Below are 14,512 nucleotides of genomic sequence, written 5' to 3'. Positions count from 1 at the left end.
AGTGTTTGACCACGCGCGTGGTCAGGCTTTAACGCGCGCCTTACCGAAACGGATACCCGTATGTCTATCAAGATTCGCAAACTCGATTCCAGCGCGCCCGACTTTCACAAGGCGCTGCACGCGGTGCTCGCGTTCGAGGCGAGCGAAGACGAAGCAATCGAGCGCTCGGTCGCGCAGATTCTGAACGACGTGAAGGCGCGCGGCGATGCCGCGGTGCTGGAGTATACGAACCGCTTCGACCGGGTCGAGGCGAAGAGCGTCGAGGCGCTCGAGTTGCCGATGTCGGAACTCGAAGCCGCGCTGGAAAGCCTCGAGCCGAAGCGCCGTGCGGCGCTCGAAGCGGCGGCGGCGCGCGTGCGCGGTTACCACGAGAAGCAGAAGATCGAGTGCGGCAGCCATAGCTGGCAGTACACGGAAGCCGACGGCACCGTGCTCGGCCAGAAGGTCACGCCGCTGGATCGCGCGGGTATCTATGTGCCGGGCGGCAAGGCGGCGTATCCGTCGTCGGTGCTGATGAACGCGATTCCGGCCCGCGTGGCCGGTGTGCGTGAAATCGTCATGGTCGTGCCCACGCCGGACGGCGTGAAAAATCCGCTGGTGCTGGCGGCTGCCTTGCTGGGCGGTGTGGATCGCGTGTTCACGATCGGCGGCGCGCAGGCAGTGGGCGCACTGGCGTACGGCACGGAAACGGTGCCGGCGGTCGACAAGATCTGCGGCCCGGGCAATGCCTATGTCGCGTCGGCCAAGCGCCGTGTGTTCGGCACAGTCGGGATCGACATGATCGCCGGGCCGTCGGAAATTCTCGTGTTGTGCGACGGTACGACGGACCCGCGCTGGATCGCGATGGATCTGTTCTCGCAAGCCGAGCACGACGAGCTCGCGCAATCCATCCTGCTGTGTCCGGACGATGCATTCATTGCCCGCGTGCGTGACGCGATCAACGAATTGCTGCCTACCATGCCGCGTCAGGACGTGATCCGCGCGTCGCTCGAAGGCCGTGGTGCGCTGATCAAGGTGCGCGATATGGCCGAGGCCTGCGCGATTGCCAACGACATCGCGCCGGAGCATCTCGAAATCTCCGCGCTGGAGCCGCATCAATGGGGTCAGTTGATTCGCCATGCCGGCGCGATCTTCCTCGGCCGCTACACCAGTGAAAGCCTCGGCGACTACTGCGCGGGGCCGAATCATGTGCTGCCTACGTCGCGTACCGCACGGTTTTCGTCCCCGTTGGGCGTCTACGATTTCTTCAAGCGCTCGAGCGTGATCGAGGTCAGCGCGGAAGGCGCGCAGACACTGGGTGAGATCGCCGCCGAACTCGCTTACGGCGAAGGCCTGCAGGCTCACGCCCGTAGTGCTGAATACCGGATGCGGCAAGGCGGCTGACCGTACAGGCGCGGGGCGGGCATCAAACCGATGCCCGCGAAATTTACCGACGGATTTCGCGCGGTTTCCCGTTAAATAACGACAATACAGACCAACCTGGGGCAGTCCCCAAGCCGCCGATACCCGCTGCCGGGCCGGCGTCCTTCATGTGGGCCGGTCCACTGACTTATGACGACACCTCAAGACATCATCCGCCGCGACGTGCTCGCGATGACGAGCTATCCGGTTCCTGACGCCACGGGCTACATCAAGCTTGATGCGATGGAAAACCCGTTCCCGCTGCCGCCGGTGCTTGCCGCCCATCTGGGCGAGCATCTGGCCGGGGTGGCGCTGAACCGCTACCCGGCGCCGCGGCCGGAAGCGCTGATCGAAAAGATCAAGCGCGTCATGGGCGTGCCCGCGGGTTGCGAGGTGCTGCTGGGTAACGGCTCGGATGAAATCATCAGCATGGTGTCGGTGGCGTGCGCGCAACCGGGCGCCAAAGTGCTCGCGCCGGTGCCGGGTTTCGTGATGTATCAGATGTCGGCGAAGCTGGCGAATCTGGACTTCATCGGCGTGCCGCTGAAGTCCGATTTCACGCTCGACACCGAAGCGATGCTGGCGGCGATCGCCGAGCATGAGCCGGCGATCGTCTATCTGGCCTACCCGAACAATCCGACCGGCACGCTGTACGACGACGCGGACATGGAGCGCATCATCGCCGCAGCGAACAAAAGCCTGGTGGTGATCGACGAGGCCTACCAGCCGTTCGCGCAGCAAAGCTGGCTGCCGCGTGCCGATGCGTTCGACAACGTCGTTGTGATGCGCACCGTGTCCAAGCTCGGTCTGGCCGGGATCCGCCTCGGTTATCTGGTCGGCAAACCCGCGTGGCTCACCGAATTCGACAAGGTGCGGCCGCCGTACAACACCAACGTGCTGACGCAAGCCGCCGCCGATTTCCTGCTCGATCACGTCGACGTGCTCGACGCTCAAGCCGCGCAATTGCGTGAAGAACGCACGAAACTCGCGCAAGCCGTGGCCGAGCTGCCGGGTGCCGAAGTGTTCCCGAGCGCCGGCAACTTCCTGCTGGTGCGGGTGCCTGATGCATCCGTTATGTTCGAAACGCTGCTGGCAGCACGGGTTTTGATCAAAAACGTGAGTAAAATGCATCCATTGCTGGTCAATTGCGTGCGTTTGACCGTCGGTTCGCCCGAAGAAAACGCCCAGTTGATCGCCGGACTGAAACTCGTATTGCACTGAACGGCTAGCTGAATGGCCGCGTGAGCGCCTTTCCCCATGGCGAAAAGCGCGCGGGCCACCGCTCGCTGTTTCCCATCCCACCTACCTATCGCTTTCTAGCTAGATTCGAGGAATTACCATGCGCCTTGCGGAAGTCGTTCGCAATACCAGCGAAACGCAGATCCGTGTGAAGATCAATCTGGACGGCACCGGTCAGCAGAAGCTGGCCACCGGCGTGCCGTTTCTTGATCACATGCTCGACCAGATCGCACGGCACGGCTTGTTCGATCTCGACATCGAAGCGCATGGCGACCTCGAAATCGACGACCACCATACGGTCGAAGACGTCGGCATCACGCTCGGTCAGGCCGTTGCCAAGGCAATCGGCGAGCGCAAGGGCATTCGCCGCTACGGTCATGCCTACGTGCCGCTCGACGAAGCGCTGTCGCGCGTCGTGATCGATTTTTCCGGCCGTCCGGGCCTCGAATTCCACGTGCCGTTCACGCGCGCGCGCATCGGCACGTTCGACGTCGATCTCTCCATCGAATTTTTCCGCGGCTTCGTGAACCACGCCGGCGTCACGCTGCATATCGACAACCTGCGCGGCTTGAACGCCCATCATCAGATGGAAACGGTGTTCAAGGCGTTCGGGCGTGCCTTGCGCATGGCCGTCGAACTGGACGAACGCGCGGCGGGGCAGATTCCGTCGACCAAGGGCAGCCTTTAAGCGCTCATTTACCAGTCTCGAGACCAGGACCGGCTGCGCTTGCCCGCACCCGGTGTGCGATGGACATTCTGAAGTCGTTTATTTCGCTGTTGGCGCTGATCAACCCGGTCGGCGCCATTCCGTTCTTTATGAGCCTGACGGCGCATCAGAGCGACGTGGAGCGGCGTAGAACCATCCGTATCGCGGCGATTTCGGTGTTTTGCGTGATTGCGGTGACCACGCTGCTCGGGCAGCAGATCATCAGCTTCTTTGGCATTTCGGTCGGGTCGCTTGAAGTCGGTGGCGGGATCATCATGCTGCTGATGGCGATCAACATGCTGAACGCGCAGATCGGCAATAGCCGTTCGACGCCGGAAGAGCGCCATGAAGCCGAGCAGAAGGACAACATCGCCGTCGTGCCGCTGGCGATTCCGCTATTGACCGGCCCGGGCGCGATCAGCACCACGATTATTTACGCGGCCGGTTCGGCGCACTGGTACGACCGGTTGAGCCTCGTGGCGATCGGCGCGGTACTGGCGGCGATCTGCTTTTTTTCGCTGCGCCTCGCTGAACCGATTGCCCGCTGGGTGGGTCGCACGGGGATCAACATCGGCACGCGGCTCATGGGTTTGATGTTATCGGCGCTGGCGGTGGAATTCATCGTCGATGGATTGAAGGCATTGCTGCCTAACTTGAAATGAAAACTTCGATAGCGATTGTGGATTACGGAATGGGCAACCTGCGTTCGGTTGCCCAGGCATTGCGCAAAGCCGCGCCGGAAGCGGACGTGGCGATCGTCGATCAGCCCGAAGCAATCCGTTCGGCCGACCGCGTGGTGCTGCCCGGTCAGGGCGCGATGCCCGACTGCATGCGCAGTCTGGCCGAATCCGGCCTGCAGGAGGCGGTCATTGAAGCCTCGCGCAGCAAACCGCTGATGGGCGTGTGCGTGGGCGAGCAGATGCTGTTCGACTGGAGCGCGGAAGGCGATACGCCTGGCCTGGGCCTGCTGCCGGGCAAAGTGCTGCGCTTCGACCTGGAAGGCCAGGTGCAGGACGACGGTTCGCGCTTCAAGGTGCCGCAAATGGGCTGGAACCGCGTGCGTCAGGCGCTGCCGCATCCGTTGTGGGACGGCGTTGCGGACAACGCGTTTTTCTACTTCGTGCACAGCTATTACGTCGTGCCGGACAACGCCGCCCATACCACGGGCGAAACGGTGTACGGTGTGCCCTTTACCTCGGCGGTGGCGCGGGATAACATCTTCGCGACCCAATTCCACCCGGAAAAGAGCGCCGAGGCGGGGCTGCGCGTGTATCGCAACTTCGTGCACTGGAACCCGTGAGCGCCTTTTTTCGTTCTGTTGCCGTGCGCCGTTCCGCGACCCGCGGGGCGGTTGCCGCGCGCCGCCACCGCAGCACGTTGATTTCCTCGCGAGAGGGCGCCCGGCAAGGGTGCCGAAAGAGTTGTACTAAACTAGCGGAACGGCGTTACGGCGAGCTGGCTTACCAGACGCTGCCGCCAACCTTCAACCACCTCCCAGACAACACCCGATTGCTATGCTGCTGATTCCCGCCATCGACCTGAAAGATGGTCAGTGTGTACGCCTCAAACAGGGCGATATGGACCAGGCGACGATATTTTCCGAGGAACCGGCGGCAATGGCCCGGCATTGGGTCGACCGCGGCGCCCGCCGTCTGCATCTTGTCGATCTGAATGGCGCATTCGCCGGCAAGCCGAAGAACGAAGACGCGATTCGCGCGATCATCGAGGAAGTGGGTGGCGAGATTCCCGTCCAGCTGGGCGGCGGCATCCGCGACCTGAACACGATCGAGCGCTATCTGGACGACGGTTTGTCTTACGTCATCATCGGCACGGCTGCGGTGAAGAATCCGGGCTTCCTGCAGGATGCCTGCACGGCTTTCGGCGGCCACATCATCGTCGGGCTGGATGCGAAAGACGGCAAAGTGGCCACCGACGGCTGGAGCAAGCTGACCGGCCATGAAGTGGCTGATCTGGCGCGCAAGTTCGAGGATTATGGCTGCGAGTCGATCATCTACACGGACATCGGCCGCGACGGCATGCTGCAGGGCATCAACATCGAAGCCACGGTTCGGCTGGCGCGCGCGGTGAAGATTCCGGTGATCGCGAGCGGTGGCCTGTCGAATCTCACGGACATCGAATCGCTATGCGAAGTCGAGGACGAGGGCATCGAGGGCGTGATCTGCGGCCGGGCAATCTACTCGGGCGATCTGGACTTCGCGGCGGCGCAAACCCTCGCGGACCGGCTGCGCGAATCGGACGACGCTTAAGGTCGAATGCCTGAAGCGCCGCGGTCAACCTGGAATCGGCGCGGCAGGCAGCAGCGAACTCGAAAGCGGACGCAACGGCGTGTTCTGAAAGCGCGTCAAGCCGCATCTTTGTTTGCACATTGTTGCGGTATGACGCGGCTCGCCGCGCCGGCACAGCGCCGCTCGTGAAGATTCAGGCGAGCGGCCTCATCAGCGGTATTGGCAGAATTGCAAGATCATGGCTCTAGCTAAACGCATCATCCCCTGTCTCGACGTCACGGCTGGACGCGTGGTCAAGGGCGTCAACTTCGTCGAACTGCGCGATGCCGGCGACCCGGTCGAAATCGCGCGCCGCTACGACGACCAGGGCGCCGACGAACTCACCTTCCTCGACATCACGGCTACTTCGGACCAGCGCGACTTGATCCTGCCGATCATCGAGGCGGTCGCCTCGCAGGTGTTCATTCCGCTGACGGTCGGCGGCGGCGTGCGCGCCGTCGAAGACGTGCGGCGGCTGTTGAATGCGGGCGCGGACAAGATCAGCATGAACTCGTCGGCGGTCGCGAATCCGCAACTCGTGCGCGACGCGACGGACAAATACGGCTCGCAGTGCATCGTCGTTGCGATCGACGCGAAGCGCGTCTCCGCGGACGGCGAACCGCCGCGCTGGGAAGTCTTCACGCATGGTGGGCGCAAGGCCACCGGCCTCGAGGCCGTCGAATGGGCGCGCAAGATGGCCGAACTGGGCGCGGGCGAGATCCTGCTGACCAGCATGGACCGCGACGGCACCAAGAGCGGCTTCGATCTCGCGCTCACGCGCGCGGTGTCCGATGCCGTGTCGGTTCCCGTGATCGCCTCCGGCGGCGTCGGCTCGCTGCAGCATCTGGCCGACGGCATCAAGAACGGTCACGCGGACGCCGTGCTGGCCGCCAGTATCTTCCACTACGGCGAACACACCGTGGGGGAGGCCAAGCGCTTCATGGCCGATCAAGGCATTTCGGTGAGGTTGTAACGTGACGAATTCTTCGGCAGCAGATTGGCTCGACAAGGTCAGGTGGGACGCGAACGGCCTCGTGCCGGTGATCGCCCAGGAAGCCTCGAGCAACGACGTCCTGATGTTCGCGTGGATGAACCGCGAGGCACTGGCGAAAACCGTCGAAACCGGCCGCGCGGTGTACTTTTCGCGTTCGCGCCAGCGCCTGTGGTTCAAGGGCGAAGAATCCGGCCACGTACAGCATGTGCATGAAGTGCGGCTCGATTGCGACGAAGACGTGGTGCTGCTGAAGGTCGAGCAGGTGTCGGGCATCGCTTGCCACACCGGCCGTCACTCGTGCTTTTTCCAGAAATTCGAAGGCACGGTTGAAGATGGTGGCTGGGTCGCCGTCGATCCCGTGTTGAAAGACCCCGAACACATCTACAAATGACGCAATCCACGCAATCTACGTCCACCATGGACACGCTGCTGCGCCTCGCCGCGATTATCGACAGCCGCAAGGGCGGCGATCCGGACGTCTCCTACGTGTCGCGCCTGTTCCACAAGGGCGATGACGCAATCCTCAAGAAGATCGGCGAAGAAGCCACCGAAGTCGTACTGGCCGCCAAAGATACGCGCCACGGCGGCGCGCCGAAAGCACTGGTCGGTGAAGTAGCGGACCTCTGGTTTCACTGTCTCGTGATGCTGTCGCATTTCGACCTGAGTCCGGCTGACGTGGTTGCCGAACTCGAGCGCCGTGAAGGCCTGTCGGGCATCGAGGAAAAGGCGCTGCGCAAGAGCCGCGAACGTGAAGCAAACGGCGACTGAATACCGCCTGCCTGCCGCGATGTCTTGAAGTGGCGAACGTCGGCACCCACATTGCACTGAACGCATAGGATCGCATCCTCGGGAGGACGCAAGCATGGAACAGTCGCAAGGGAATTATCCGCCGCCGGTCTACCGCAACGCGATCGAGCCGGAGCGCGAACGCAGTCTGCGCACGCTCACGCATGTGCTGTACGCGCTGTATGCGGTGCACTGGCTGACGGGGGGGCTGACGATTCTGATCGCGATCATCATCAACTACGTGAAGCGCCCGGATGTGGTGGGCACGCCGTATGAGGCGCATTTCGAGTGGCAGATCCGTACGTTCTGGATGGCTTTGCTGGGTTATGCGATCGGCGGGCTGCTGTTGTTCGTGCTGATCGGCATTCCCGTTCTGTGGGCCGTCAGCATCTGGATGTTGTACCGTATTATCAAAGGCTGGCTGTATCTGTACGATAACAAGCCGTTCGCGAATCCGCGTGGCTGGGTTTGAGTCGAGTCCGGTTGCGGCCGGGCGGGACCTGAACCGCGTCGCGGCACGCTTCGCGCTGTAGCCACACTGTGTCAGGAATACGATGAGCCACGACCCAAACTGCCTGTTCTGCAAGATCGCCGCCGGCGAAATTCCGTCGACCAAAGTTCACGAAGACGAAGAGTTTGTTGCCTTTCGCGACATCCGTCCGGCAGCCGAAACGCATGTGCTGGTGATTCCTCGCAAGCACATCGCCACGCTGTCGAATTGCACCGAAAGCGAGGCGCCGCTGCTTGGTAGAATGCTTGTTTTAGTGGCGCGTCTGGCTGAGCAATTGGGCGTGGCGTACACCGGTGGCGAAACCGGTTTTCGCACGGTAATCAATACGGGGCCAGGTGGCGGGCAAGAGGTGTATCACCTGCACGCGCACATCCTGGCCGGGCCGCGGCCATGGCAGCGGATGGGTTGACGGAAAAGGGCGCTACCGAAGGTGCGCGGCGAGGTTTGGCCGTCAGCACCTGCAACACCGGCAACACCGTGGTTTTTTACCAGGTTGTAATGACGGCGACGTGATCGCCGGGTCAGAATGGCACACCGTGTCGCGGGTCGAATCGAAACAGCCCGCGGCAACGTATAGATGGAGCGTCCGCGCTTCGATTCACGCCGCAAGGCGCACGAGTTTTGCCGCATCACGATGCGGTGTCGGGGTTAAGGAGAGTAGTCATGGGTTCGTTGAGCATTTGGCATTGGCTGATCGTGTTGTTGATCGTGGCGCTCGTGTTCGGCACGAAGAAGCTGCGCAACATCGGTACCGATCTGGGTGGCGCGGTGAAGGGTTTCAAGGAAGGCATGAAGGAAGCCGAAACGCCCGCAGGCGAAGCGCAACAGCGCGAACTGCCGCGTAACGGCACCGTGGATGTGGATGCGAAGGAAAAGACGCCGCGCTCCGGCGATTACCGCTAAGCCGCGGCCCAACCGCGTTACTGACGGACACTTCACTTCATGCTGGACCTCGGTCTAACCAAGATGGCGCTGATCGGCGTCGTCGCGCTGGTCGTACTCGGGCCTGAGCGCCTGCCTCGCGTCGCCCGTACGGCCGGCGCGTTGTTCGGCCGCGCGCAGCGGTATATCAACGACGTGAAGGCGGAAGTGACCCGCGAAATCGAACTCGACGAATTGCGTCGCATGAAAACGGAGTTCGAAGCGGCGGCGAGCAACGTCGAAACCAGCGTTCACGACAATCTGCGCAAGCATGAAGCCGAACTGAACGATGCGTGGAACAGCGGCACGTCGGTGTCGCCGAGCATTGCCGGCGGCGCGCTTGAAGACGTCGGCAATTCGTCGTGGCCGATCAGCACGCCACCGGCAGGCCCTAAACGCAAAAACTGGCGCGTCAAGCAGACCGCCATGCCCACCTGGTACAAGCGCGCCACTGCGCGCCGTACGCGCGTGCAATCGGGTGCGGCGCGCGTGGCGCGGCATACGCCGGCCACCATGCGTCGTCCGACGCGGTTCTTCTGATGATCAGAACGACAATCTCTAACCGAGGGCCGGTGTGAGCGACCCCCAGCAAACCCAGGACGAAGGCACTGAAGAGACCTTCATTTCCCACCTCGTTGAACTGCGCGACCGCATCATCCGCGCCGGCCTGGCCGTCATCGTGGTGTTCATCGGGCTCGTATATTGGGCGCCGGATATCTTCCGGCTGCTGGCGCGGCCCCTGATGCAGAATCTGCCGAAGGACGGCAAGATGATCGTCACCGACGTCACCGGCTCGTTCTTCGTGCCGATGAAGGTGACCATGCTGGTCGCCTTCGTGATCGCGTTGCCGATCGTGCTGTACCAGATCTGGGCGTTCGTCGCGCCGGGTCTGTACCAGCATGAGAAGAAGCTGGTCGGGCCGCTGGTGGGCAGCAGCTACACGCTGTTCCTGTGCGGCATGGCGTTCGCGTACTTTGTGGTGTTCCCGACCATTTTCCGCGTGATGGCGCACTACAACGCGCCGCTCGGCGCGGAGATGACGACCGACATCGACAATTACCTGAGCTTCGTGCTCACCATGTTCATCGCGTTCGGCGTGACGTTCGAAGTGCCGATCGTGGTGGTGCTGCTGGTCCGCATGAACGTGCTGACTATCAAGAAGCTCAAGGAAATCCGTCCGTACGTGATCGTGGGCGCGTTCGTGATTTCGGCGGTGGTGACGCCGCCGGACGTGTTCTCGCAACTGATTCTCGCGATTCCGCTGATCGTGCTGTACGAGGCGGGCATCATCGCGGCGCGCCTGATTGTGGGCAAGCAGAAGCCCGTGATTGCAGACGATAGTCCCCCGGGTTGAACGCAACGCACTTCAAGCAAAAAGGGCAGCTCCGTCAAGGAACTGCCCTTTTTTGTTTTGCGGTGCCGCCAGCGTGGGCGCTATCGATATCTTCTCAACCGCCGTCGTCGTCCTGATCGCCGCCGCCGCCATTGTCTTCCGCCGGTTGCTTTGGCGGCGGTGGGCGCTTGCCGATGGTCACGTCCAGATCCATCTCGCGGCTCTTGCGCACCAGGTGGACCTTAGCAGCCGTGCCCGGCTTGATCTGCGCGATTACATTCAGGAGGCGCGTGGTGTCGGTAATCTCCTGGCCGTTCACGCTCACGAGGATGTCACCCGGCTTGATGCCCGCACGGTCGGCCGGTCCGTTCTTCAGCACGCCGGCGACAATCGCCCCCGACTTCTGTTCGAGCCCAAACGATTCGGCGATTTCCGGCGTCACGTCCTGCGGCTCCACGCCGATCCAGCCACGCGTGACCGAACCCGTCGTGATGATGCTTTCCAGCACGCTGCGCGCGGTCGACACAGGAATCGCAAAGCCGATGCCGAGCGAGCCGCCCGAGCGCGAATAGATGGCGGTATTGATGCCGAGCAGATTGCCGTTCACGTCGACCAGCGCACCGCCGGAGTTGCCCGGGTTGATCGCCGCGTCGGTCTGAATGAAGTTTTCGAACGTGTTGATGCCGAGGTGATTGCGCCCGAGCGCGCTGACAATGCCCATGGTCACCGTCTGCCCGACACCGAACGGATTGCCGATCGCCAGCACGACGTCGCCCACACGTGTCTGATCCATGCGGCCGAGCGTGATGGTGGGCAGATTGGTCATGTTGACCTTCAGCACAGCCAGATCGGTCTCGGGATCGACGCCGATCACCTTCGCCTCGGTGGTGCGACCATCGGCCAGGGCGATTTCGATCTGATCGGCGCCGTCCACGACGTGCTGGTTCGTTAGAATGTAACCTTCCGAACTCACTATCACACCCGAGCCCAGGTTCGACGCGGGTTGTTCCTGCTGCTTGCCTTTGTTCTTGTCACCAAAGAAGTAGCGGAACAATGGATCTTTCGCGCGCGGATCGGGCGGCAGTGAGCCATCCTTGCTGGAGAACACGTTGACGACCGCGGGCATGGCTTTTTGCGCGGCGTCCGCATACGACGCCTGTGCGGGGCCCGTGCCGATGCCTGGCGCCACTTCCCGAAGGGCGACGATCGGTTCGGCGAGTTGCTTGCCGAATTGCCCTTGACGCTGGAGCCACTGCGGTTTGAGCGTCGCAATGATGAACATCAGCGCCAACAGCACAGTCACCGCTTGGGCAAAGAACAGCCAAAAGCGTCTAAGCATCTGAAGACTAGAGGTTTATATGGATCGGATCGAACTTGAATTGTACTTGAACAATCTTCTTGAAACCGCGCGTTTCAAGGACTATTGCCCCAATGGATTGCAGGTGGAGGGGCGCCGCAGGATCAATAAGCTCGCGACCGGCGTGACGGCTTCGGTGGCCTTCCTCGAGGCCGCGCTCGACTGGGGCGCGGACGCGGTGCTGGTCCATCACGGCTACTTCTGGCGCAACGAGGCGCCGCAAATCACCGGGCGCAAACATGCGCGCCTGAAGCTCCTGATCGGCAACGACCTGAACCTGTTCGCCTATCACCTGCCGCTCGACGACCATCCCGAGTTCGGCAACAACGCGCAGATCGGCCAGAAGATGGGCTGGATCAGCGACGCGCGCTTTGGCGAGAACGATCTCGGCTGGCTCGCCACCTTCCCGATGCCGATCACGCTCGCGCACTTCACCGCGCAAGTCGAGCAGACGCTCGGGCGCACGCCGCTCGTGTTTGGCGACCCGGATCGCGAACTGCGCCGCGTCGGCTGGTGCACGGGGGCCGCACAAGGCATGTTCGACGCTGCCATCAATGCCGGCGCCGACGTTTATCTAACCGGTGAAGTGTCGGAGTCGGTGATGCACACCTCGGCGGAAAGCGGCGTGGCGTTCCTCGCAGCCGGCCATCACGCCACCGAGCGTTTTGGCGTGCAGGCGGTGGGCAAGCATCTGTCCGAGCAGTTCGATATCGAACACGTGTTTATCGATATCCCTAATCCCGTCTGAAACTGAAAATTGGCATTAGATAAGAAAAAGGCACGAATAACGTAGAGGGTACTTAAAAGGAGGTGCAGAAAAGTTTGCGATCCGTACGGAGAAACCCTGACTTATCAAGGGCTTCGCACGGTTTTTGGCAATGGGGCCTTGTAAATGCCGACTCCATTCGCGCAAACTAGCGGCGGTAGAAGCGACGTGAAGGAAAAATCCAACTCAGAAGTGGGGCGTGTAATGCGAGACAAGGAAGATGAACGCGTCGACGGCGGCCGCCGTACCTGGCTGATAGCGACGACCGTAGCAGGTGGCATAGGAGGCGTTGCCACTGTCGTACCCTTTGTTAGTTCGTTTGCACCATCTGAAAAGGCCAAGGCGGCAGGCGCCCCGGTCGAAGTCGATATCAGTGATCTCAAGCCCGGCGACATGAAAACCGTTGCCTGGCGTGGCAAACCGGTGTGGATCATCAACCGCACCGACCGGATGCTTACCGATGTCCAGAAAGCCGATAACGAAGTAGCGGATCCCCACACCAAGAATCCTTTTTCGATGCCGTTGCCGGAGTACTGCAACAACGAGTTCCGTTCGCGCACCGACCATAAGAATCTTTTCGTCGCTGTCGCCGTGTGCACCCATCTGGGCTGCACGCCGACGCCGCGCTTCCAGGAGGGGCCGCAGCCCAATCTTCCAGACGACTGGCCAGGCGGCTTCCTGTGCCCTTGCCACGGCTCGACCTATGACATGGCCGGCCGCGTCTTCAAGAACAAACCTGCGCCGCAGAACCTCGACATCCCGCCTTACATGTTCACGTCGGCTACCAGCCTCGTGATCGGCAAGGACGAGAAAGGAGAAGCGTAATGGCGATCGATCATGAAGTAGAGACAACCGGGCTGGTTGGCTGGATCGACCGGCGCTTCCCCATGACGTCCACATGGAAGAAGCACGTTTCCGAGTACTACGCGCCGAAGAACTTCAACTTCTGGTACTTCTTCGGTTCGCTCGCATTGCTGGTGCTGGTCAATCAGATCGTCACCGGTATTTTCCTCACCATGAACTACAAGCCCGACTCGACGCTCGCGTTCGCGTCGGTCGAGTACATCATGCGCGAGGTGCCGTGGGGCTGGCTGATCCGTTACATGCACTCCACGGGCGCGTCGATGTTCTTCGTCGTCGTGTATCTGCATATGTTCCGCGGGCTGCTGTACGGTTCGTATCGCAAGCCGCGTGAGCTGGTGTGGGTGTTCGGTTGCGCGATCTTTCTGTGCCTGATGGCCGAGGCGTTTTTCGGCTATCTGCTGCCGTGGGGCCAGATGTCGTTCTGGGGCGCGCAGGTGATCGTGAACCTGTTCTCGGCGATTCCGTTCATCGGGCCGGATCTGTCGTTGTGGATCCGCGGCGACTACGTCGTGTCGGACGTGACGCTGAACCGCTTCTTCGCATTTCACGTGATCGCGATTCCGCTGGTGCTGATCGGCCTCGTGGTCGCTCACCTGGTGGCGTTGCACGAAGTGGGGTCGAACAACCCCGACGGCATCGAGATCAAGGCGAAGAAGGGCGCGGATGGAATTCCGCTCGACGGCATTCCGTTCCATCCGTACTACTCCGTGCACGACTTCATGGGCGTCTCGGTGTTCCTGATGATCTTCGCGGCGATCATTTTCTTTGCGCCGGAGATGGGCGGGTATTTCCTTGAGGCTAATAACTTCATTGCCGCCAATCCGCTGCAAACGCCGCAGGAAATTGCGCCGGTGTGGTACTTCACGGCATTCTATGCGATGCTGCGCGCCACTACCGATCCGTTCAAGATCGTGCTGATGATCATCGTCGCGTTGCTTGGGCTGTTTGCACTGGTGCGCGCGCGTGGCAAGTGGAAGCTCGGTTTGCCAGTGCTCGCGGTGCTCGTGGTGCTGGCCATGGCCTTCACCGAATCGAAGTTCTGGGGCGTGGTGGTGATGGGCGGCGCGGTGATCTCGCTGTTCTTCCTGCCGTGGCTCGACCGCTCGCCGGTAAAGTCGATCCGTTACCGGCCGTTTTTCCACAAGGTGTTCTACGGGATCTTCGTGCTCGCTTTCCTGACGTTGGGCTTCCTCGGCACTAAACCGCCGTCGCCAGCCTCGACGTTGATTGCTCAGGTATGCGCGCTGATCTATTTCGCGTTTTTCCTCGGCATGCCCGTCTGGACGCGGCTTGGCACGTTCAAGCAGCCACCCGAGCGGGTGCGGTTCAAGCCCCACTAATCGCGAGCC

At 61.7% G+C, this 14,512-nt stretch carries 18 protein-coding genes; 17 read left to right on the top strand and 1 reads right to left on the bottom strand.

Features of this window, described 5'->3' with window-relative positions; translation table 11 throughout:
- The first annotated feature begins 60 nt into the window (after positions 1 to 60).
- The 14 genes from hisD to tatC all read left to right on the top strand — a co-directional run bounded on the left by hisD (position 61) and on the right by tatC (position 10,197).
- Positions 61 to 1,383 carry a histidinol dehydrogenase gene (hisD, locus tag HWX91_RS38320; protein ID WP_028199640.1) on the top strand — a complete coding sequence of 441 codons (1,323 nt, stop codon included), beginning with the start codon at positions 61 to 63 and terminating at the stop codon, positions 1,381 to 1,383.
- Positions 1,384 to 1,551: 168 nt separating this feature from the next.
- The gene (hisC, locus tag HWX91_RS38315; RefSeq protein ID WP_028199641.1) at positions 1,552 to 2,622 is read left to right on the top strand and encodes a histidinol-phosphate transaminase; all 1,071 of its coding nucleotides are present in this window, start codon (positions 1,552 to 1,554) and stop codon (positions 2,620 to 2,622) included.
- A gap of 118 nt (positions 2,623 to 2,740) precedes the next feature.
- A complete protein-coding gene (gene hisB / locus HWX91_RS38310; protein ID WP_028199642.1) occupies positions 2,741 to 3,328 on the top strand; it encodes an imidazoleglycerol-phosphate dehydratase HisB in 588 nt (195 codons plus the stop codon).
- Between the two features lie 59 nt (positions 3,329 to 3,387).
- A complete protein-coding gene (locus HWX91_RS38305) occupies positions 3,388 to 4,008 on the top strand; it encodes a YchE family NAAT transporter (RefSeq protein WP_028199643.1) in 621 nt (206 codons plus the stop codon).
- The gene (hisH, locus tag HWX91_RS38300) at positions 4,005 to 4,646 is read left to right on the top strand and encodes an imidazole glycerol phosphate synthase subunit HisH (RefSeq protein ID WP_028199644.1); all 642 of its coding nucleotides are present in this window, start codon (positions 4,005 to 4,007) and stop codon (positions 4,644 to 4,646) included. Before HWX91_RS38305 ends, hisH begins: the two co-directional genes overlap by 4 nt.
- A gap of 214 nt (positions 4,647 to 4,860) precedes the next feature.
- Complete coding sequence (gene hisA, locus HWX91_RS38295; protein ID WP_012434504.1) at positions 4,861 to 5,613, top strand: 1-(5-phosphoribosyl)-5-[(5-phosphoribosylamino)methylideneamino]imidazole-4-carboxamide isomerase; 753 nt, start codon at positions 4,861 to 4,863, stop codon at positions 5,611 to 5,613.
- 217 nt (positions 5,614 to 5,830) lie between these two features.
- On the top strand, positions 5,831 to 6,604 hold the full coding sequence (gene hisF / locus HWX91_RS38290; RefSeq protein ID WP_028199645.1) for an imidazole glycerol phosphate synthase subunit HisF: 774 nt from the start codon (positions 5,831 to 5,833) through the stop codon (positions 6,602 to 6,604).
- Between the two features lies 1 nt (position 6,605).
- A complete protein-coding gene (gene hisI / locus HWX91_RS38285; protein WP_028199646.1) occupies positions 6,606 to 7,016 on the top strand; it encodes a phosphoribosyl-AMP cyclohydrolase in 411 nt (136 codons plus the stop codon).
- On the top strand, positions 7,013 to 7,393 hold the full coding sequence (locus tag HWX91_RS38280) for a phosphoribosyl-ATP diphosphatase (protein ID WP_028199647.1): 381 nt from the start codon (positions 7,013 to 7,015) through the stop codon (positions 7,391 to 7,393). The genes hisI and HWX91_RS38280 overlap by 4 nt, the downstream gene beginning before the upstream one ends.
- Before the next feature lie 94 nt (positions 7,394 to 7,487).
- Complete coding sequence (locus HWX91_RS38275; protein ID WP_028199648.1) at positions 7,488 to 7,883, top strand: DUF4870 family protein; 396 nt, start codon at positions 7,488 to 7,490, stop codon at positions 7,881 to 7,883.
- A gap of 82 nt (positions 7,884 to 7,965) precedes the next feature.
- A complete protein-coding gene (locus HWX91_RS38270) occupies positions 7,966 to 8,331 on the top strand; it encodes a histidine triad nucleotide-binding protein (RefSeq protein WP_028199649.1) in 366 nt (121 codons plus the stop codon).
- 254 nt (positions 8,332 to 8,585) lie between these two features.
- A complete protein-coding gene (gene tatA / locus HWX91_RS38265) occupies positions 8,586 to 8,825 on the top strand; it encodes a Sec-independent protein translocase subunit TatA (protein WP_028199650.1) in 240 nt (79 codons plus the stop codon).
- 39 nt (positions 8,826 to 8,864) lie between these two features.
- Positions 8,865 to 9,383, top strand: coding sequence for a Sec-independent protein translocase protein TatB (tatB, locus tag HWX91_RS38260; protein ID WP_028199651.1), 519 nt, complete (start codon positions 8,865 to 8,867; stop codon positions 9,381 to 9,383).
- Between the two features lie 34 nt (positions 9,384 to 9,417).
- Positions 9,418 to 10,197 carry a twin-arginine translocase subunit TatC gene (gene tatC / locus HWX91_RS38255; protein ID WP_028199652.1) on the top strand — a complete coding sequence of 260 codons (780 nt, stop codon included), beginning with the start codon at positions 9,418 to 9,420 and terminating at the stop codon, positions 10,195 to 10,197.
- Between the two features lie 94 nt (positions 10,198 to 10,291).
- Here the strand turns inward: tatC and HWX91_RS38250 are convergent, their stop codons facing one another.
- A complete protein-coding gene (locus HWX91_RS38250; protein ID WP_028199653.1) occupies positions 10,292 to 11,515 on the bottom strand; it encodes a Do family serine endopeptidase in 1,224 nt (407 codons plus the stop codon).
- A gap of 19 nt (positions 11,516 to 11,534) precedes the next feature.
- On the opposite strand from HWX91_RS38250, the gene HWX91_RS38245 reads away from it, so the two are divergent.
- From HWX91_RS38245 to HWX91_RS38235, 3 genes are all read left to right on the top strand, one after another.
- The gene (locus HWX91_RS38245) at positions 11,535 to 12,281 is read left to right on the top strand and encodes a Nif3-like dinuclear metal center hexameric protein (protein ID WP_028199654.1); all 747 of its coding nucleotides are present in this window, start codon (positions 11,535 to 11,537) and stop codon (positions 12,279 to 12,281) included.
- A 222-nt stretch (positions 12,282 to 12,503) separates the two neighbouring features.
- Entirely contained in the window at positions 12,504 to 13,124 is a 621-nt protein-coding gene (petA, locus tag HWX91_RS38240) for a ubiquinol-cytochrome c reductase iron-sulfur subunit (RefSeq protein ID WP_028199655.1), read from the top strand.
- On the top strand, positions 13,124 to 14,503 hold the full coding sequence (locus HWX91_RS38235; protein ID WP_028199656.1) for a cytochrome b: 1,380 nt from the start codon (positions 13,124 to 13,126) through the stop codon (positions 14,501 to 14,503). Before petA ends, HWX91_RS38235 begins: the two co-directional genes overlap by 1 nt.
- Positions 14,504 to 14,512 lie beyond the last annotated feature (9 nt).

Origin of the sequence: Paraburkholderia fungorum, assembly GCF_902833645.1 — a bacterium.
GTDB classification, from domain to species: Bacteria; Pseudomonadota; Gammaproteobacteria; order Burkholderiales; family Burkholderiaceae; genus Paraburkholderia; species Paraburkholderia fungorum.
Note: the sequence above shows the minus strand (reverse complement) of the source record. Positions and strands in the feature narration are given on the sequence as shown.